Raw genomic sequence first — 19,261 nt, 5'->3', positions numbered from 1 at the left:
TAGACCTTTAGGGGTGTCAAGGGTGTATAAGAAGTGCACTCGCGTCCGTTATAGGACCGACACCTGAGGGAGGGCGACGAGCCGTGACCGGACCGTGCCACCATGTGAGCCGCGACAGACGGAGGAGCCGGTGACGGCAGCAACGCAGCAGTCGGGAAGGCGGGCCATGGGCGCCGACGGGGGAAGTCCGGAGAACGAGACGGGCGCGGGCGCGGGTGCGCGTACCGCGCGCGTCCCTAAGTACTACCGGCTCAAGCGACATCTCCTCGACATGACGGACACCATGCCGCCGGGCACCCCCGTGCCCCCGGAGCGGACCCTGGCCGCCGAATTCGACACCTCGCGCACCACCGTGCGCCAGGCGCTCCAGGAGCTGGTCGTCGAGGGCCGGCTGGAACGCATCCAGGGCAAGGGCACCTTCGTCGCCAAGCCGAAGGTCTCCCAGGCCCTGCAACTCACCTCGTACACCGAGGACATGCGGGCCCAGGGACTCGAACCGACCTCGCAGCTCCTGGACATCGGCTATGTCACCGCCGACGACACCCTCGCCGGGCTGCTCGACATCAGCGCGGGCGGCCGGGTCCTGCGGATCGAGCGCCTGCGCCTGGCGAGCGGCGAGCCGATGGCCATCGAGACCACGCACCTTTCGGCCAAGCGCTTCCCGGCGCTGCGCCGTTCGCTGGTGAAGTACACCTCGCTCTACACGGCGCTGTCCGAGGTGTACGACGTCCGGCTGGCCGAGGCCGAGGAGACCATCGAGACCTCGCTCGCCACCCCGCGCGAGGCCGGACTGCTCGGCACGGACGTGGGCCTGCCGATGCTGATGCTGTCCCGGCACTCGCTGGACGAACAGGGCGAACCGGTCGAGTGGGTGCGCTCGGTCTACCGCGGCGACCGCTACAAGTTCGTGGCCCGCCTCAAGCGGCCACTGGACTGACCCTCCGCACGAATGTGCGCGCCCAACAGCCCCTCGGACCCGCCGCCGAGGGGCTGTTGGGCGTTCCACACCCCTCAGCTGCGCACCGGCGCCGGGACGTTCGGCGCAATCGTGATCATCCGGCCGGTCCGGCGCCGATTTTGCCGGACCGCAATGCGGACAGGGGGTGACGCTGGCCAGAACCCTCCCTTAGATTTCGTGCGCGTTGCACCAGGTGATCAGCGAGGGGACGGAGTCGCCGCCATGCCGGAAGAACCAGAAGAAAAGCCACCCACGGTCACACCGATGAGGGTGGTCATCGCGCTCTGTCTCATCGCCCCGTTCGTGGCGATGCTCTGGGTGAGTTCGTACGCGAAGATCGACCCGACCTTCATCGGCATTCCGTTCTTCTACTGGTACCAGATGCTGTGGGTGCTGATCTCGACCGCCCTCACCATGATCGCGTACAAGCTGTGGCAGCGTGACCAGCGCGCCCGCAAGGGGGGTGCGTCGGCATGAAGGACGGCGTGAACGGCGTCGCGCTCGGCGTCTTCATCTTCTTCTTCCTGGCCGTCACGGTCATCGGCTTCATGGCCGCCCGCTGGCGCAAGGCCGAGAACGAGGCAAGTCTCGACGAATGGGGCCTGGGCGGACGGTCGTTCGGCACCTGGGTCACCTGGTTCCTGCTCGGCGGCGACCTCTACACCGCGTACACCTTCGTCGCCGTCCCGGCGGCGATCTACGCGGCGGGCGCGGCCGGCTTCTTCGCGGTCCCCTACACCATCCTGGTGTACCCGCTGATCTTCACCTTCCTGCCGCGCCTGTGGTCGGTCTCGCACAAGCACGGCTACGTCACCACCTCGGACTTCGTCCGCGGCCGCTTCGGCTCGAAGGGGCTCTCGCTGGCGGTCGCCGTCACCGGCATCCTCGCCACGATGCCCTACATCGCGCTCCAGCTCGTCGGCATCCAGGCGGTGCTGGACGTGATGGGCGTCGGCGGCGGCGAGAACACCAACTGGTTCGTCAAGGACCTGCCGCTGCTCATCGCGTTCGCGGTCCTGGCCGCGTACACGTACTCCTCCGGGCTGCGCGCGCCGGCGCTGATCGCGTTCGTCAAGGACGGGCTGATCTACCTGGTCATCGCCGTGGCGATCATCTACATCCCGATCAAGCTCGGCGGCTTCGACGACATCTTCGCCGCCGCCCAGGACAAGTTCGCCGGGCCGCCCGGCGGGAAGCCGACCGGCGCGCTCGCCCCGGGCGCGGCGGGCCACTGGGGTTACGCCACCCTGGCGCTCGGCTCCGCGCTGGCGCTCTTCATGTACCCGCACTCCATCACGGCGACGCTCTCCAGCCGCAGCCGTGAGGTGATCCGCCGCAACACCACGATCCTGCCGCTGTACTCGCTGATGCTGGGGCTGCTCGCACTGCTCGGCTTCATGGCGATCGCCGCCGGCGTCAAGGTGGACAACGGACAGCTGGCCATCCCGCAGCTGTTCGAGAACATGTTCCCCGACTGGTTCGCGGGCGTGGCGTTCGCCGCCATCGGCATCGGCGCGCTGGTGCCGGCCGCGATCATGTCGATCGCGGCGGCGAATCTCTTCACCCGCAACATCTACAAGGACTTCCTGAAGCCCGACGCGACGCCCGAGCAGGAGACCAAGGTCTCCAAGGTGGTCTCGCTGCTGGTCAAGGTCGGCGCGCTCGCCTTCGTCCTGACCATGGACAAAACCGTCGCGATCAACTTCCAGCTGCTCGGCGGGATCTGGATCCTCCAGACGATGCCGGCCCTGGTCGGCGGTCTGTTCACCCGCTGGTTCCACCGCTGGGCGCTGCTCGCCGGCTGGGCGGTCGGCATGATCTACGGAACGGCCGCCGCCTACGGGGTCGCGAGCCCCACCCAGAAGCACTTCGGCGGGTCCTCCAAGGAGATCCCGGGTCTCGGTGAGATCGGCTACATCGGCCTCACGGCCTTCGTGCTGAACGTCGTCGTCACCGTGGTGCTGACCTTCGTCCTGAACGCCGTGAAGGCGCCAGCCGGGGAGGACGAGACCGCTCCGGGCGACTACACCGCGGACGCGGGCGACCCGGGCGTGAAGGCGGAGCTCCCGCCGGCCACGGCCGGGGCGCCGGGCGGTCACTGACCGCACAGTTTTACGTCACGCGACACAACATGTGGGGGCCGCCTCATCGGGCGGCCCCCACATGTATGCTCATGCTCGCTGTCGCCGCAGGGGAATCCGGTGCGAATCCGGAACTGTCCCGCAACGGTGTGTTCGGTGTGCTTTTGCACACCCGTAAGTCCGAGGACCTGCCGACAGCGCATCCGGCTCGACCGAACCGGGTGCCCAGACGTCCGGGCCTCGTGGATGGGCCGGTGGACGCCGCACGGAGCGCTGCCCCGACCGGGCCCGCGCCCGCCCGGCTGCCCCGCCCTCCGCCGGCCCAGAGCCGAGCGAGGGAGAGCACCACGTGACCATCGCGCCAGCCGATCCGGTCTCAGCGGCCGAATCAACGGGGACCATGAGCGACGGGCCCGGCACCGCACTGCTGCGGACCCTGACCGACCTCACCGCCGACCTGCCCGACACCGACCCCGGGCGCGTCGCCGCCGCGGCCCTGCGCGGCCGCAACGCCCGGTCGGACGAGGCGGAGCTGCGCTCGCTGGCCACCGAGGCCGCCGCGGGCCTCATCTCCGAGGACCCCGCCTACTCCCGGCTCGCCGCCCGCCTCCTCACCCGCTCCATCGCGGACGAGGCCGCCGGGCAGGGCTCGACGTCGTTCTCCGCCTCGGTCGCCGTGGGGCACCGCGAGGGCCTGATCGCGGACCGCACCGCCGAGTTCGTGACGCTGCACGCCGCGGCCCTGGACGCGCTGGTGGAGCGGTCCCTCACCGACGGCGCCGACGACCGCTTCGGCTACTTCGGGCTGCGCACCCTGCACAGCCGCTACCTGCTGCGCCACCCGCACACCCGCCAGGTCATCGAGACGCCGCAGCACTTCATGCTCCGGGTCGCCGCCGGGCTCGCCGAGGACAACTCCGGGCGCGCGCTCGACGAGGTCGCCGCGCTGTACGGGCTGATGAGCCGGCTGGACTACCTGCCCTCCTCCCCCACGCTCTTCAACTCCGGCACCCGCCACCCGCAGATGTCCTCCTGCTATCTGCTGGACTCGCCGCTGGACGAGCTGGACTCGATCTACGACCGCTACCACCAGGTGGCGCGCCTGTCGAAGCACGCGGGCGGCATCGGCCTCTCCTACTCCCGCATCCGCGCCCGCGGTTCGCTGATCCGCGGCACCAACGGGCACTCCAACGGCATCGTGCCGTTCCTGAAGACGCTCGACGCCTCCGTCGCCGCCGTCAACCAGGGCGGCCGGCGCAAGGGCGCGGCCGCCGTCTACCTGGAGACCTGGCACGCGGACATCGAGGAGTTCCTCGAACTGCGCGACAACACGGGCGAGGACCAGCGGCGTACGCACAACCTGAACCTGGCGCACTGGATCCCGGACGAGTTCATGCGCCGGGTCGACGCGGACTCCACCTGGTCGCTGTTCTCCCCGGCGGACGTGCCCGAGCTGACCGACCTGTGGGGCGACGGCTTCGACGCCGCCTACCGGGCGGCCGAGGCGAAGGGCCTGGCCCGCAAGACCATGCCGGCCCGTGAGCTGTACGGCCGGATGATGCGGACCCTCGCGCAGACCGGCCAGGGCTGGATGACGTTCAAGGACGCCTCCAACCGGACCGCGAACCAGACCGCCGAGCCGGGCCGCGTCGTGCACTCCTCGAACCTGTGCACCGAGATCCTGGAGGTCACCGACGACGGCGAGACGGCCGTCTGCAACCTCGGCTCGGTCAATCTCGGCGCGTTCGTCACCGAGGGCACGATCGACTGGGAACGCCTGGACGCCACCGTGCGCACCGCCGTGACCTTCCTCGACCGGGTCGTGGACATCAACTTCTACCCGACCGAGCAGGCCGGTCGTTCCAACGCCCGCTGGCGGCCCGTGGGCCTGGGCGCGATGGGCCTCCAGGACGTCTTCTTCCAGCTGCGGCTGCCGTTCGACTCCCCCGAGGCCCGCGCGCTCTCCACGAAGATCGCCGAGCGCATCATGCTCGCCGCCTACGAGGCGTCCTGCGACCTCGCCGAGAGGTCGGGCCCCCTCCCCGCCTGGTCCGAGACCCGGGCCGCGCGCGGGGTGCTGCACCCGGACCACTACGACACCGAGCTGAACTGGCCGGAGCGCTGGGACGCCCTGCGCGCCCGGATCGCGAAGACCGGCATGCGCAACTCGCTGCTCCTGGCCATCGCCCCGACCGCGACGATCGCCTCGATCGCGGGGGTCTACGAGTGCATCGAGCCCCAGGTCTCCAACCTCTTCAAGCGCGAGACGCTGAGCGGTGAGTTCCTCCAGGTCAACGGCTATCTGGTGGACGAGCTGAAGCGGCTCGGCGTGTGGGACGCGCGGACCCGGGAGGCGCTGCGCGAGGCGAGCGGCTCGGTGCAGGGCTTCGCGTGGATCCCCGCGGACGTACGGGCGCTGTACCGCACCGCGTGGGAGATCCCGCAGCGCGGACTGATCGACATGGCGGCGGCCCGTACGCCGTTCCTCGACCAGAGCCAGTCGCTGAACCTGTTCCTGGAGACGCCGACGATCGGCAAGCTCTCCTCGATGTACGCGTACGCCTGGAAGCGGGGGCTGAAGACGACGTACTACCTGCGTTCGCGCCCGGCGACGCGCATCGCCCGCGCCGCGTCCGGCCAGGCCGCGGCCGCCGCCCCCATTCCCGTACAGCAGGCACCGGCGCCCGACGCGGACGCCATCGCCTGCTCCCTGGAAAACCCCGAGTCCTGCGAGGCCTGCCAGTAATGCGTCCGAACGACACGAAGAACCTGCTCGACCCGGGCTTCGAGCTGACCCTGCGGCCCATGCGCTACCCGGACTTCTACGAGCGCTACCGGGACGCGATCAAGAACACCTGGCACGTGGAGGAGGTCGACCTCCACTCCGACGTGGCGGACCTCGCCAAGATGTCGCCCGCCGAGCAGCACCTGATCGGCCGACTGGTGGCGTTCTTCGCGACCGGTGACTCGATCGTGGCCAACAACCTCGTGCTGACGCTGTACAAGCACATCAACTCCCCTGAGGCGCGGCTCTACCTGTCGCGCCAGCTGTTCGAGGAGGCCGTGCACGTCCAGTTCTATCTGACGCTGCTGGACACCTATCTGCCCGACCCGGACGACCGGGCGGCGGCGTTCGCGGCGGTCGAGAACATTCCCTCGATCCGCGAGAAGGCACAGTTCTGCTTCAAGTGGATGGACTCGGTCGAGTCGATCGACCGGCTGGAGACGAAGGCCGACCGCCGCCGCTTCCTGCTGAACCTGATCTGCTTCGCGGCGTGCATCGAGGGGCTGTTCTTCTACGGCGCCTTCGCGTACGTCTACTGGTTCCGCTCGCGCGGTCTGCTGCACGGCCTCGCCACGGGGACCAACTGGGTCTTCCGCGACGAGACCATGCACATGAACTTCGCGTTCGAGGTCGTGGACACGGTCCGCAAGGAGGAGCCCGAGCTCTTCGACGACGCCCTGGAGCAGCAGGTCACCGACATGCTGAAGGAGGCCGTCGAGGCGGAGTTGCAGTTCGGCCGCGACCTGTGCGGCGAGGGGCTGCCCGGCATGAACACCGAGTCGATGCGCGAGTACCTGGAGTGCGTCGCCGACCAGCGGCTCACCCGGCTGGGCTTCCCGGCGGTGTACGGCTCGCAGAACCCGTTCTCGTTCATGGAGCTCCAGGGTGTGCAGGAGCTGACGAACTTCTTCGAGCGGCGCCCGTCCGCCTACCAGGTGGCCGTCGAGGGCACGGTCGGCTTCGACGACGACTTCTAGATCCTCGCCCAGCTCCTGACGTACGGACGCCGTGCGGCCCTCGTCGGCCGCGCGGCGTCCGCCGTTCGCGGTGGACGCGTGCTCCGGTCCCGTTCCGCTTCGCGCAGCTCGCGGTCGATGCGGCGCTCGCGGGCGACGCCGAGCAGCGCCGGCAGCAGGACGAGAGCGAAAAGGACGGCTATGCCCAGGACGTTCTGGAATGTGTTCATGCCTCTACTGTCGTCGGTTCCGGCCGATCGCGGCAGTGGCAGGACTGTCATGGAGCATCGAATTACTGCCACACTGGGGGCATGCTGAAGAATGTGGCCGCCCTGCTGCTCGACGATGTGAACCCCTTCGAACTCGGCGTCCTGTGCGAGGTGTTCGGGCTCGACCGCAGCGAGGAGGGGCTGCCGGTGCACGATTTCGCCGTGGTCTCCGCCGAGGGCCCGGTGCTGGAGACCCACGCCGGGTTCACCATCAGCACCCCGCACGGCCTCGACCGCCTGGAGGAGGCCGACCTCATCGCTGTCCCGGCCGGTACCCACTTCATGGACCGGGAGTACCCCGAAGAGGTCCTGGACGCGCTGCGCCGGGCCGTGGCGCGGGGGGCCAGGGTGCTGAGCGTGTGCTCGGGGGCGTACGTGCTCGGCGCGGCCGGTCTGCTCGACGGCCGCCGCTGCACCACGCACTGGCGCCACACCGACGAGCTGGCCCGCCGCTTCCCGCGCGCCTGTGTGGAGCCGGACGTGCTGTACGTGGACGCGGGCCCCGTCATCACGTCGGCGGGGACGGCGGCGGGGATCGACGCCTGCCTGCACCTGGTCCGTCAGGCGTACGGTCCGGCCGCGGCCAACACCATCGCTCGCCGGATGGTGGTGCCGCCGCACCGGGACGGCGGGCAGGCGCAGTACATCGAGCGCCCGCTGCCGCGCACCCGCTGCGACACCGTGGGCGACACGCTCGCCTGGATGGAGCGCCACCTCGACCGGGAGATGACCGTCGAGCAGCTCGCCGCGCAGGCGCACATGTCGCCGCGCACCTTCGCCCGCCGCTTCCAGCAGGAGACCGGCACCACTCCGTACCGCTGGCTGCTGCGCCAGCGGGTCCTGCTGGCCCAGCACCTGCTGGAGACGTCCGACGAGACGATGGACACGATCGCCGGGCAGACCGGCTTCGGGAACGCCGCGGCCCTGCGCCACCAGTTCGTACGCTCCCTCGGCACCACGCCCCACGCCTACCGCCGCACGTTCCGGGGGCCGTCCGCGGTCACCGAGGTCGCCTGACCCGCCCCGCCGCGATTCGTCCAACCGATCGCGGCACCTGTCCATGGACCGGGCCCGCACGGCCGCGCCAGGGTCGGCCCCATGGACATGCGCAAGACAAGACGAAGGACCATCGGAGCCGTGGTGGCCGCGCTCGCCGCCACCCTGCTGCCCTGGCAGAGCGCCTCGGCCCGGGAGGCGACAACCGCGGCGCCACCGCCCGAGGTGCTGCCCTCGCTGCGGCAGTGGCAGCCGGGCAAGGGGGAGTTCGTCCTCACCGACCGGGCCAGGATCGTGCTGGACGGGGTGCGTGAGGGGCGTACGGCGGCCGACGCGGCCCGGTTCGCGGGTGAGCTGGCGGGGAAGGCGCCGGTGTCCCGGGGCAGGGCGCGCTCAGGCGACATCGTGCTGCGCCAGGACCCGTCGCTGAAGGGCTCGCTGGGGACGGAGGGCTACCGGCTCGACGTGGGCGACCGGCTCACGGTCACCGCGGCTTCCTCCACGGGCGTGTTCTACGGGTCGCGCACGGTGTTGCAGCTGCTGAACGACGACGGCCGGGCCGCGCGCGGTTCGGCGACCGACGTGCCCGCGTACCGCGAGCGCGGGGTCGGGGTGTGCGCCTGCTACATCAACGTCTCGCTCCCCTGGTTCGAGCGGCTGATGAAGGACATGGCGTCCCAGAAGCTCAACCAGCTCTGGATCGAGGCGAAGGTCCGGAGCGACACCGACCCGAAGTCGGCGTTCTGGGGGTACTACACCAAGCCGCAGATCCGCTCGCTGACCGCGATGGCGAAGAAGTACCACATCGAGCTGGTCCCGGAGATCAACTCCCCCGGCCACATGGACACCTACCTGGAGAACCACCCCGAACTCCAGCTCAAGGACGTCGACGGCGTCGCATCCCCGCCCCGGCTGGACATCTCACGGCCCGAGGCGCTGGCGTACTACACCTCGATGGTGGACGAGGCCCTGGAGGTGTGGGACACCCGCACCTGGCACATGGGCGCCGACGAGTACATGATCGGCTCCTCGTACCCCGACTACCCGCAGCTCCAGGCTGCCGCGGCGGAGAAGTTCGGTGCGACGGCCACCCCGGACGATCTGTTCGTGGACTTCATCAACCAGGTCAACGCCCATGTGAAGGCCCGGGGCCGCTCGCTGCGGATCTGGAACGACGGGCTGATGGGCCGCAACGCGCTCGTCCCGCTGGACCGTGACATCACCGTCGAGCACTGGCTCGGCGGCGGCGACATCCAGCAGCCGTCCGCCCTGCTCTCCGAGGGCCGCCCGGTGATGAACTCCGCGTACGCGCTGTACCTGGTGCGCGGCGGCTACACCACGCAGACCCAGCAGCTGTACGAGAGCGACTGGACACCCCTGCGCTTCGAGGGCCAGACGCTGCCCGCCACGGCGGCGAACCTGACCGGCGCGAAGATCAGCCTGTGGCCGGACACCGCGGCGGCCGAGACCGAGAACGAGGTCGAGGCGAAGGTCTTCATGCCGCTGCGTTTCATCGCCCAGGCCACCTGGGGCGGCCCGAAGCCCAGTGAAACGTACGCCGGTTTCGAGGCGCTGGCCCGCCGCATCGGCCACGCCCCCGGCTGGGAGAACACCGACCGCGCCCCGCTCGCCGACGGCGGCTACCGGCTGGCGTCCGGCGCGAAGGTGCTGGCGCCGGCCGCGAACTCCGGGGTCTCGCTGGTCCGGGGATCGAAGGCGGTCTGGACGCTCACCGCGACCGCCGACGGCTACTACACGGTCCGCTCGGCGGACGGCCTGTGCCTGGACGCGGTGCGCGGCAGGACGTATCTGGGCGCCCCGCTGGAGGTGGGGGCCGAGCTGTCGCTCGAAACCTGCTCGGCCGGCGCGCGTACGCAGCGCTGGCAGCTGGACACCGGGGCCGGGGCGCTGGTCCTGCGCAACGCCATCTCGCAGCTGCGGCTGACGGAGCGGCCGTCGGACGGCGCCGCGGTGCAGACGACGGACGGGACGCGCCTGCGGGCGAGGACCGCCTGACCGCGCGGGCACGGCTGTGGGGCCCACCGGATGCCGGCGGGCCCCACGCGTGTCAGATGCCGCAGTTGGGCGCCGACCAGAAGTGGCTGGGGCCCTGGTTCACGTGGACGTGGTCGTTGTGGTCCGGGTAACCCGGGCCGAGGATCCCGTTGAACCCGTGGTAGCGGGCCTCCTTGGCGAGGGTGCAGAAGGCGATCCCGCCGAGGTCGGCCGCGTCTCCGTACATGTGGCGGCTGTTCGACGCACCGCCGACCGAGCTGTTGCAGGACGCCGAGCGGAAACCGCTGTTGACGTTGATCGGACGGTCACCGAGCGCGTGGCGCAGCGCCTCCAGCTTCCACATCGTGCTCAGCGCGTTGGCTTTCGCCGTGCCCGCCGCGACGGCACCCCCCGCCCAGGTGCTGTTGCAGCGGTTCATCTCGGCGTACGCGAAGTGCGCCGGGGTGCAGTCGTTGTCCTGGAGGGCGTACAGCTTGGCCTGGGTGGCGGGGCCCGCGATGCCGTCGGCGGCCAGTCCGTAGGCGGCCTGGAAGCGCTTCACAGCGGCGGTGGTGGCGGGCCCGTACGAACCGTCGATGGCGAGGACGGAGTTGTACCCGGGGTATCCGGCGACCCGGATCTGGAGCTGGGTGACGTCGTTGCCGGTGGCGCCGGACTGCAGGGTGCGGGTCCAGGTGTAGCAGCCGTCGGCGTGCGCGGTCCCGGCGGTGACCACGGCACCACCCAACCCGAACGCCATGGCCATGACAAGGCTGAGCAGCAGTCGTGCAGAACGTCTGATCACGGGATCTCCCTACCGCTGTGAAGGTTGTGGGCCAAGAGCCTGGCGGAGGAGTCGACGCGCGTCAACTACGCGTGTAGAAACCACAGTTGACCGTCCGGTAACGACGCGCGGGCCCGGCCCGGCGTACCGGGACGGGCCCGCGCGGGCCGCGCGTGGAGCGGGGTCAGTCGTTCGGGACGACCTCGTAGCGCGGGGTGTTCTCCGCCATCTGCCGCAGCGCGTCCTTGCGGTCCCGCTTGGAGAGCCGGTCGATGTACAGGTAGCCGTACAGGTGGTCCGTCTCGTGCTGGAGGCAGCGCGCGAAGTAGCCGGTGCCGCGCACCCTGACCGGGTTGCCGTCGGCGTCCTGCCCGCGCACCACCGCGTAGTCCGGGCGGGCCAGCGAGGCGTACGCCGTCGGAACCGACAGGCAGCCCTCGTTGGAGTCGTCCAGCACCCGGCCCTCGGGCGGCAGCTCCTCCAGCACCGGGTTGCAGATGGCCCCGACGTGCCGCACCCCGTCGTCGTCCGGGCAGTCGTAGACGAAGACCTTGAGGTCCACACCGATCTGGTTGGCGGCCAGGCCCACGCCCTCCGCCGTCCGCTGGCTGGCGAACATGTCGTCGATCAGCCGGGCCAGCTCGCCGTCGAACGCGGTGACGTCCTTGCACTCCTTGTGCAGGACCGGATTGCCCACGACCGTGATGGGGCGGGAGGTGCCGCGCTCGCGGTGTGCCGTCTCACGCGCCTCACAGTCCTCGGTGTCGATGAGGAAGCCCTCCTCGTCGACGCTGATCTGCTCGTCCGTCTCCTGCTGCGCCATGTCCGCCGTACGCCTTCCTCAAAACCCGAATTCGATGCGCGTACAGCCTAGGCCCTGTCCAGCCGATCAGGACCGGATCGGACCCGGTGGGTGCCGGTCAGCAGACTTCTTCGAGATCCCGCCACTCGCGGCTGTCCGGGCTGTCCGCCACCCAGCCGTCCAGCAGCCCGCGCACCAGGCCGGCCGGCGCCGCGAGACCGCACTCGCGCTCCGGCACCCACAGCTCACCGGCCGTGCGGTGGCCGAGCGGTCCCGGGTGGCCCGGTTCGCTGTGATCGTGCGGGTCGAGGTGCTCGCCGTCGCCCTCGTCGCTCTCCATCCGACTCTCCGAACAGGAACGGCACAGCAGCCGTACGGAGGAGGACCAGTCCTCCGCGGCGAATCCCGCGTCGGACGCCAGCTGCTCCAGCGCGTCCCGGTCCGCCTCGGTGGCCGCCTCCAGGAGCACCACCCAGGTGGGCACGGGCGACGGGGCCCACAGCTCGATCTCGTCGAACACCGGGTAGGACGGGCCCGCCGCGGTGATCCGCTCGCCGTTCGGTACGCCGTCGTGCAGCACGACCTCGCCCCAGCGCCGCCCGGAGGACGGCAGCGGGATCGACAGCACCTCTATCCGCGCCGGGTCGAGCCTGCGGCCCCAGACGACCTCGGCCTCGCCCTCGGGCGACAGCCGCACGGCCGCGCTGCCCAGCTCCATGCCGACCGGCTCGCTGCCGGCGGCCGGGGTCTGCTGCCCGCCGCCGGGGACCTTGAGCCCGTAGGCCTGCCAGGCCCGGCGCGCGAGCGGCCAGTCCTGGAGCGCGGTCGCGGCGATCCCGACGTTCCACCAGTCCGGGGCGCCGGACTCCTTGTCGAGCAGGGCGACGGCCCGCAGTCCCGCGGCTCTCGCCTGTTCCCAGTCGTGCCGGAACTTGTGCAGCAGCGCCAGGTTGAACCACGACTCCGAGAGCCAGGGTTCCAGGTCCGCCGCACGTGTCAGCAGCGCCCCCGCGTCCTCGTACCGGCCGTCGCCGATCAGCGTGAACGCGCGGTCCGTGGCCTGCCGCCAAGAGGCGGACGGCCGATGCCGTACCTTCCCGAAGATCCTCACGATTCCCGCCTGTCCCGACTGGACACCCTCGTTCTACCGCTCTCTTCGCATCCAACCATGCCCGGCCGGACGCCCGCTCATTACCCATCGGTTACCCGGGCGGGACAAGGGCCGGAGCGCCCCTGGCCAGAACCCGGGCCAGTGATTCCACCACCTGCGGCTGGAAATCCCGGCCGGTCCCGAGCCTGAGGTGCTCCAGCGCGCCCAGTGGCCCGGAGAGACTTTCCCCGCACAGGTCGTCGTATGCGTTCACCGCCCGGACGATCCTGGCGGACAGCGGCTGCTCGCGGTAGGGGTCGGCCTGCTGTTCGACCACGACGGCGACCTTCGCGTCCACCCCGGTCTGGCGGACCACCGCCCCGCCGAGCAGTGCGATCCGGCGCTGCTCGGCGACCGGCAGCACCGCCGTCGCCCCGGCCGGCACCGGGTCGACCAGGGAGAGCTGGCCGATGTCGTGCATCAGCGCCGCGTACTCCAGGACGGTGAGCTCGGGCCCGGAGAGCCCCATCTCGCGCCCGACGGCCGTGCACAGCTCGGCGACCCTGCGGGCATGGCCGTGCGGGGTGTAGCCGGCGATCTCGGTGGACCGGGCGAGCGAGGCGATGGTCTGCCGGTAGGTGGTGCGCACGGCGGTGAAGCGGCGGAACGAGAGCTGGGTGAGCAGCAGCGGTACGCACAGCACGGGCAGCGCCCACAGGCCGGCCGCGGCCACCCCGAGCGCCATCACCGCGCCGGTCGCGCAGACCGCGGACCCGATGCCGGTCAGGGCCCGCAGCTCGTCGCGCAGGAGCGGGCCGTAGGGGGCGGGGGCGGCGCGCGAGCCGGGCGGCCGGGTGCGGGCGCGCAGCAGCAGGGCGGTGAGGACGGCGTCGCACAGGGCGGTCAGCCCGAGCAGCAGGAGCAGGAAGGCCGCGTAGCAGGGGCCGTCGCCGAACCAGTCCTCGCAGCGTCCCGAGTTGTACAGGGGCTGGAAGCAGACCGCGGCGAAGGTCACGGTGACCAGGCGCCGGGCCGCCTGGTCGGCGCCCGGCCCCGCGTCGCGCGCCACCTGCGGCACCGAGGCGACGAGCTGGGCGGCGCCCACCACCGCGGCCACCTGGAGCACCCCGTGGCCGGTGGGCTCCCCGCCGCTGCGCCCGAGCAGGGCGTACGCGAGTGCCCCGGCGGCGCCGAGCGGTGCCGGTTCGCGTTCCCCGGGCAGGGCGCCCCAGCGGGCCAGCTCGCCGATGGTGATGAGGGCGCCGAAGGCGAGGGCGTGCCCCGGTTCGTGGAGGCCGCGCCACAGGGTGTTCCCGAGCCCGGCGGCGGCGATCACCAGGGCGGCGCCGCGCACGCCCAGCGTCGCGGGGGCGGCACGGGCCCAGCGGCGGATCACCGGGGGCCCTTCCCCTCGGGGCCGTCCGGCACGCTCACGCCCCGGAGGGCTCCCCCGCCCCGCGGCTGCGGTACCCGCGCCTCGTCCGCCGTCACGGCCGCGGACCATCCGTACCGTTCCAGGCCGCGCGCCAGGGCCCGGACCATCCGGGGGTCGAACTGTGTTCCGGCGCACCGTTCCAGCTCCTCCACGGCGGCCGGGACCGGGCGGCCGGGCCGGTAGGAGCGGGTCGACGTCATCGCGTCGAAGGCGTCGGCGACGGCGACGACGCGGGCGCACTCGGGGATGGCGCGGCCGGCGAGCCCGTACGGGTATCCGCCGCCGTCGAGCCGTTCGTGGTGGTGCAGGATCGCGGCCCGTGCCTCGCCGAGGAAGCCGATGCCGCGCACGATCTCGTGACCGTACTCCGGGTGCAGCTCGATCGCCCGCCGCTCCTCGGGGGTCAGCGGGCCGTCCTTGCGCAGGACCCGGGTGGGCACGCCGAGCTTGCCCACGTCGTGCAGGATGCCGGCGAACCGGAGCACCTCGACGCGTTCCCGCGCCATGCCCAGCTCCCGGGCGATGAGGACGGAGGCGCGGCCGACCCGTTCGCTGTGGCCGCGGGTGTAGGTGTCCTTGAGGTCGACGGCCTGCACGAGGGCCCTGATCGTGGCGCGGTGCGCGGCGTGCTCGCGGTGGTACTGGGCGTAGACCCAGCAGGAGATGTACATGGGCAGGAGCACGAAGAGCGCGGCCGGCGGCCCGTACGTGCTGTTCCACAGGACCGCCATCATGAGGCCGGCGAGGCCGTGCACCAGGTGGGGGGCGAGCGAGCGCGGCAGCAGTCCCCGCCAGGCGCGGCGCGGCGGCAGCTGTTCGGCGGCGGCCAGGATCGAGCCGTCGAGGGCGGCGAGCACCGCGCTGAAGGAGAGGACGGCCGCGCAGACCGGCAGGAGGGCGTAGGGGAGGTCGGGCAGCCGTCCGGGGCCGGGGGCGCCGAGCGCGGCGGGGCCGCCGAGGAGGGCGTGGACGGTGGCGGCCGCCCAGACGGTGACGGCCAGCTGCGCGGCGCGCCAGATCCGGCGGGCGGCGGCCAAAGGCTCGTCCACCCGGCCCACCAGGGAACCGGGGACGGCGACCAACGCCGCGGCGGAGGGCGGAAGCAGGAGGGCGGCGGCGAGCAGCAGTGGGAAGAACGAGCCCGCGGCGAGCGGCACGGAGCCGCCGAAGAAAAGGCAGCGGCCGGGGAGTTCGCAGGCGAGGTAGAGCCCGGTGAGCAGTCCGAGGGTGGCCCACGGGGTGCCGGCTCCGGGGGTCAGCGCGGGCCGGACGCACAGGGCCGCGCCGAGGGCGACGGCTCCGATGTGGACCCGCGCCGCCCTGCGTGTGGCTCTCACCCTGCGCTCGCCCCCCAGCATCGCCCGTGGAGGGGCCACGCTAGCGAGCGCGGCGTTACGGGCGGCTGCCGATGGGGGTGATTAGCACGTTCGGGTGAAGCGTCATTCCTTGGCGGCGGTCGGGACCTCGGTGCCGGAGACCGTGATGTCCTGTTCCGGCACCGCCTGTCCCGAGCGGATGAGGTCGATGCGTCCCATCACCTTCGAGCGCAGGTCGGCCGGCACGTCGTCCTGGCCGCAGCAGCGCTTCACCAGCTTCTTGACGGCCTGCTCCAGGCCGTACTTCTCCAGGCAGGGGGAACACTCGACGAAATGCGCCTCGAACTTGGTGCAGTCGCTGTCGGGCATCTCCCGGTCGAGAAACTCATAGAGGTGATCGAGGACCTCTGCGCACTCCGTCTCGTGCGGCTCTCCGCAGCTCATGAGCCCGAGCCTTTCCGATCGTTCGACTCACCGGCGCCGGCGGGGACGAGCCCGCGGTCACGGGCGTAGTCCTCCAGCATGCCGCGCAGTTGACGGCGACCCCGGTGCAGTCGGGACATCACCGTACCGATGGGAGTCCCCATGATGTCCGCGATCTCCTTGTAGGCAAAGCCCTCGACATCGGCGAGATACACGGCGATGCGGAACTCCTCGGGGATCGCCTGCAGCGCGGACTTCACGTCCGAGTCGGGCAGGTGGTCGAGGGCCTGCGACTCGGCGGAGCGCAGCCCGGTCGACATGTGCGACTCGGCGCGGGCGAGCTGCCAGTCCTCGATCTCCTCGGCTGCGCTGCGCTGGGGTTCGCGCTGCTTCTTGCGGTACGAGTTGATGAAGGTGTTCGTCAGGATGCGGTACATCCAGGCCTTGAGGTTGGTGCCCTCACGGAACTGGTGGAAGGAGCCGTACGCCTTGGCATACGTCTCCTGGACCAGGTCCTCGGCGTCCGCGGGATTGCGCGTCATGCGCAGCGCGGCCGAGTACATCTGGTCGAGGAAACCGAGGGCGTCGCGCTCGAAGCGCGCGTTGCGCTCGGCCGTCGTCTCCTGCGGGCGGCCGTCGTCGGTCCCTGTGTCGGTCCCTGTGACCGGACCCACCTCCTCCAACGCTGGGGCGGAGCCGAAACCGGACCCGCTCGCATCGGAGAATAGTCGACCTTGGTCCGGCGCGGGCTGTCGTTCCGTCGCGCCGACGGACCGCTCAGGGGTGGTCTTGGCCGCGTGCAGGACCGTCCACTCCAGCTCAGCGGTGTTCGAGCGACGCGGGCAGATGGTCGAACCCATGCGACGGACTCCCTCTCCACATACGACGTTGGTGTACCGATGTCCGGAACAACAGCGGCCCCCCGTCCGGCATTCCCCGGCCCCGAACCCGTGCCGGTTCAGACGATTTCGGCCAGCCATCCGGTGACGGACGTGGTGAGGATCTCCATCGCCCGGTCCTCGGTGAGCCCGGACCTCTTGGGGACGGCGAAACCGTGGTCCCCGTACGGCACCTCGGTGATCCGGTAGTGGCCCGGGGGGAATTCGGCGGGCTTGCCGAACGGGTCGTTGCCGCCCTGGACGACGAGCGCGGGCAGCCCGCAGCCCAGCAGCTCGTCGGCGCGGGTCTTCTCGGGCCGGCCCGGCGGGTGCAGCGGGAAGCTGAGCGCGAGGACGGCGCGGGCGCCGAGTTCCGCCGCGGTGCGGCAGGCCACCCGGGCCCCGGCACTGCGTCCGCCGGCCACGACCGGGAGGCCGGGGGCGGCCAGGGCGGGCCACAGACCGCGCCAGCCGGTGTCCAGGGTCTTCGGGGCGGGCGCGAGCTTCTTCCCGGCGACCCGCCAGGGCTGCTCCACCAGGGCGACGCCCACCCCGTGCGCGGGCAGGGCGGCGCCCAGGGCCTTCAGGTCGCGGGCCTCGATGCCGCCGCCCGCGCCGTGGCCGAGCGCGAGCAGGAGACGGGGCGCGGGGGCCGGCAGCCAGGTGATCCGGGCTCTCCCGGCGTCGGTCTCGACCGTTTCGGTGCGGGGTTTCGTGGCGTCGGTGTTCACGCGTCCATCCAACCAACACCGGTGCGCGCGGCGGCGCTCCGGCGCGTGGCTCAGAACAGCGTGCCGACCTCGGGCTCGGCCAGCTCGTCCTTCAGCTCGGGTCCGTTGTTGCGGACGTTGCTGACGGCGGTCGCCACCGGGTAGGCGCGCATCAGGCCGGGGGGCGGCGGTGCGAGCAGGCCGCGCAGCTCCTCGATGTCGGTGCGCGAGGGGTCCAGCCAGTCGTCCCAGCGGTCCGGGGTGAGCATCAGCGGCATCCGGGGGTGGATGTCGGCGAGCGCGGCCGGTCCCTCGGCGGGGGCCACGGCGAGCGGGTCGGTCTCCGCCTCGGTGGTGATCACGGAGCAGGTGACCCACCAGGCCCGGGGGTGGTCGTCGGGCAGGGTCCGGTCGCGCCAGAACTCGTACAGACCGGCCATGGCGAAGACGGAGCCGTCGGCGGGGGTCACGAAGTAGGGCTGCTTACGGGGGCGCTTGCGGCGGCCCTTCTCCTCCAGCTGCCGCTCCTCGGCGCCGGTCACCCACTCGTAATAGCCGTCGGCGGGCAGGATGCAGCGCCGGGAGACGAAGGGGCGGCGGAACGACGGCTTCTCGTGGACGGTTTCGGCGCGGGCGTTGATCATCCGGGCGGCGCCCTCGGGGCTCTTGGCCCAGGACGGGACCAGCCCCCATTTCAGTGCGCGCATCTGGCGAACCGGACGCTGGTCGTCCGCGTCTTTCACAGGACGTTCCAGTACGGCGTAGACCTCCTTGGTCGGCGCCACGTTGTAATCGGGCTCCAGCGCCTCGGCCGGTTCCCACTTCTCCACCTGGAAGAGTCCGGTCAGGTCCTCGGGCCGCCGACTCGCTGCATACCGTCCGCACATAAGTGCCAGACTGCCACGACCGCCGCCCCGTCCGGACCCCACTCCCGCAAGGAGCCGCCCACCCCATGGACAGCACCGATCTCGGCAATCTGTGGGACCGCGTCGTCGGCACCCAGCCCGCTCCCGAGCAGTGGCTGGTGGTGGTCACCGCGACCGCGGCGCTCATCGCCGTCGTCCCGAACGCCCTGTGGCGGCTGTCCCGCAACGCGATCACCATCGCCCACGAGGGCGGCCACGGGCTGATCGCCCTGCTCTCCGGCCGGCAGCTCTCGGGCATCCGGCTGCACTCGGACACCAGCGGGCTGACGGTGAGCCGGGGCAAGCCGACCGGTATCGGCATGGTCCTGACCGCGGCGGCGGGCTACACCGCGCCCTCCCTGCTCGGGCTCGGCGGCGCCTGGCTGCTGGTGGACGGCCGGATCACGCTGCTGCTGTGGGTGGCCACGGCCCTGCTCGCGGTGATGCTGGTGATGATCCGCAATGTGTACGGGGCGCTGACGGTGATCCTCACCGGTTCGCTCTTCCTGCTCGTCTCCTGGCTGGCCTCACCTGACTGGCAGTCCGTGTTCGCCTACAGCGTGGTCTGGTTCCTGCTGCTGGGCGGGGTGCGTCCGGTGTTCGAGCTCCAGTCGAAGCGGCGGCACGGCGGGGCCCCGGACTCGGACGCGGACCAGCTCTCCCGCCTGACCGACGTCCCGGCGGCGCTGTGGCTGTTCCTCTTCCACGCGGTCTCGCTGTGCTCGCTGATCGGCGGAGGCCGCTGGCTGCTGGGGCTCTGACCCGGCCCACAGGGGCTCAAACCCTTACGGCCTCACCCGCGACAGCGAGTGGATCAGCGAGCGGCGTCATGCGGCTTCGCATCCAAGGCGGAGGAGGGAGGCGACGCGGAGCGTCGC

The 19,261-nt window shown here is 71.4% G+C and carries 18 protein-coding genes and 1 riboswitch; of the genes, 8 read left to right on the top strand and 10 right to left on the bottom strand.

Features of this window, described 5'->3' with window-relative positions:
- The first annotated feature begins 166 nt into the window (after positions 1-166).
- The 5 genes from B082_RS0100810 to B082_RS0100790 all read left to right on the top strand — a co-directional run bounded on the left by B082_RS0100810 (position 167) and on the right by B082_RS0100790 (position 6,801).
- Positions 167-937: a GntR family transcriptional regulator gene (locus B082_RS0100810; protein WP_018549919.1), complete on the top strand. Its 771-nt coding sequence runs from the start codon at positions 167-169 to the stop codon at positions 935-937.
- 285 nt (positions 938-1,222) lie between these two features.
- Entirely contained in the window at positions 1,223-1,435 is a 213-nt protein-coding gene (locus B082_RS0100805; RefSeq protein ID WP_018549918.1) for a DUF3311 domain-containing protein, read from the top strand.
- The gene (gene mctP, locus B082_RS0100800) at positions 1,432-3,060 is read left to right on the top strand and encodes a monocarboxylate uptake permease MctP (RefSeq protein ID WP_018549917.1); all 1,629 of its coding nucleotides are present in this window, start codon (positions 1,432-1,434) and stop codon (positions 3,058-3,060) included. The genes B082_RS0100805 and mctP overlap by 4 nt, the downstream gene beginning before the upstream one ends.
- 58 nt (positions 3,061-3,118) lie before the next feature.
- A riboswitch (cobalamin riboswitch) is annotated at positions 3,119-3,250 on the top strand.
- A 138-nt stretch (positions 3,251-3,388) separates the two neighbouring features.
- Positions 3,389-5,785, top strand: coding sequence for a ribonucleoside-diphosphate reductase subunit alpha (locus B082_RS0100795; protein ID WP_026249284.1), 2,397 nt, complete (start codon positions 3,389-3,391; stop codon positions 5,783-5,785).
- Positions 5,785-6,801, top strand: coding sequence for a ribonucleotide-diphosphate reductase subunit beta (locus tag B082_RS0100790; RefSeq protein WP_018549915.1), 1,017 nt, complete (start codon positions 5,785-5,787; stop codon positions 6,799-6,801). The genes B082_RS0100795 and B082_RS0100790 overlap by 1 nt, the downstream gene beginning before the upstream one ends.
- Here B082_RS0100790 and B082_RS0100785 read toward each other — a convergent pair.
- Positions 6,798-7,010 carry a hypothetical protein gene (locus tag B082_RS0100785; RefSeq protein ID WP_018549914.1) on the bottom strand — a complete coding sequence of 71 codons (213 nt, stop codon included), beginning with the start codon at positions 7,008-7,010 and terminating at the stop codon, positions 6,798-6,800. The two genes, B082_RS0100790 and B082_RS0100785, sit on opposite strands and share 4 nt — an antisense overlap.
- Before the next feature lie 81 nt (positions 7,011-7,091).
- Here B082_RS0100785 and B082_RS0100780 point away from each other — a divergent pair, with 81 nt between their 5' ends.
- Positions 7,092-8,066 (top strand): helix-turn-helix domain-containing protein, encoded by a 975-nt coding sequence (locus tag B082_RS0100780; protein ID WP_018549913.1) that lies wholly within the window; start codon positions 7,092-7,094, stop codon positions 8,064-8,066.
- 81 nt (positions 8,067-8,147) lie between these two features.
- Entirely contained in the window at positions 8,148-10,061 is a 1,914-nt protein-coding gene (locus B082_RS0100775; RefSeq protein WP_234018097.1) for a family 20 glycosylhydrolase, read from the top strand.
- Between the two features lie 52 nt (positions 10,062-10,113).
- Here the strand turns inward: B082_RS0100775 and B082_RS0100770 are convergent, their stop codons facing one another.
- From B082_RS0100770 to B082_RS0100730, 9 genes are all read right to left on the bottom strand, one after another.
- On the bottom strand, positions 10,114-10,845 hold the full coding sequence (locus B082_RS0100770) for a D-Ala-D-Ala carboxypeptidase family metallohydrolase (RefSeq protein ID WP_026249283.1): 732 nt from the start codon (positions 10,843-10,845) through the stop codon (positions 10,114-10,116).
- Positions 10,846-11,008: 163 nt separating this feature from the next.
- Positions 11,009-11,647, bottom strand: coding sequence for a peptide deformylase (gene def, locus B082_RS0100765; protein ID WP_018549910.1), 639 nt, complete (start codon positions 11,645-11,647; stop codon positions 11,009-11,011).
- Between the two features lie 97 nt (positions 11,648-11,744).
- The gene (locus B082_RS0100760; RefSeq protein WP_018549909.1) at positions 11,745-12,737 is read right to left on the bottom strand and encodes a tetratricopeptide repeat protein; all 993 of its coding nucleotides are present in this window, start codon (positions 12,735-12,737) and stop codon (positions 11,745-11,747) included.
- A 91-nt stretch (positions 12,738-12,828) separates the two neighbouring features.
- Complete coding sequence (locus B082_RS0100755; RefSeq protein WP_018549908.1) at positions 12,829-14,112, bottom strand: HD-GYP domain-containing protein; 1,284 nt, start codon at positions 14,110-14,112, stop codon at positions 12,829-12,831.
- Entirely contained in the window at positions 14,109-15,488 is a 1,380-nt protein-coding gene (locus B082_RS0100750; protein WP_018549907.1) for an HD-GYP domain-containing protein, read from the bottom strand. The genes B082_RS0100755 and B082_RS0100750 overlap by 4 nt, the downstream gene beginning before the upstream one ends.
- A gap of 102 nt (positions 15,489-15,590) precedes the next feature.
- Positions 15,591-15,911, bottom strand: a complete 321-nt coding sequence (rsrA, locus tag B082_RS0100745; RefSeq protein ID WP_018549906.1) for a mycothiol system anti-sigma-R factor — start codon at positions 15,909-15,911, stop codon at positions 15,591-15,593.
- Complete coding sequence (locus tag B082_RS0100740; RefSeq protein WP_018549905.1) at positions 15,908-16,564, bottom strand: sigma-70 family RNA polymerase sigma factor; 657 nt, start codon at positions 16,562-16,564, stop codon at positions 15,908-15,910. Before B082_RS0100740 ends, rsrA begins: the two co-directional genes overlap by 4 nt.
- Before the next feature lie 284 nt (positions 16,565-16,848).
- Complete coding sequence (locus B082_RS0100735; RefSeq protein WP_018549904.1) at positions 16,849-17,499, bottom strand: alpha/beta family hydrolase; 651 nt, start codon at positions 17,497-17,499, stop codon at positions 16,849-16,851.
- Positions 17,500-17,549: 50 nt separating this feature from the next.
- Entirely contained in the window at positions 17,550-18,365 is an 816-nt protein-coding gene (locus B082_RS0100730; RefSeq protein ID WP_026249282.1) for an SOS response-associated peptidase, read from the bottom strand.
- A gap of 65 nt (positions 18,366-18,430) precedes the next feature.
- On the opposite strand from B082_RS0100730, the gene B082_RS0100725 reads away from it, so the two are divergent.
- Positions 18,431-19,144: a M50 family metallopeptidase gene (locus B082_RS0100725; protein ID WP_018549902.1), complete on the top strand. Its 714-nt coding sequence runs from the start codon at positions 18,431-18,433 to the stop codon at positions 19,142-19,144.
- Positions 19,145-19,261: the final 117 nt, after the last annotated feature.

It is taken from the genome of Streptomyces sp. ATexAB-D23 (assembly GCF_000373645.1).
In the GTDB taxonomy this organism is placed as follows: domain Bacteria; phylum Actinomycetota; class Actinomycetes; order Streptomycetales; family Streptomycetaceae; genus Streptomyces; species Streptomyces castrisilvae.
The sequence above is the reverse complement of the archived record's forward strand: the minus strand, read 5'-3'. Positions and strand labels throughout refer to the sequence as shown.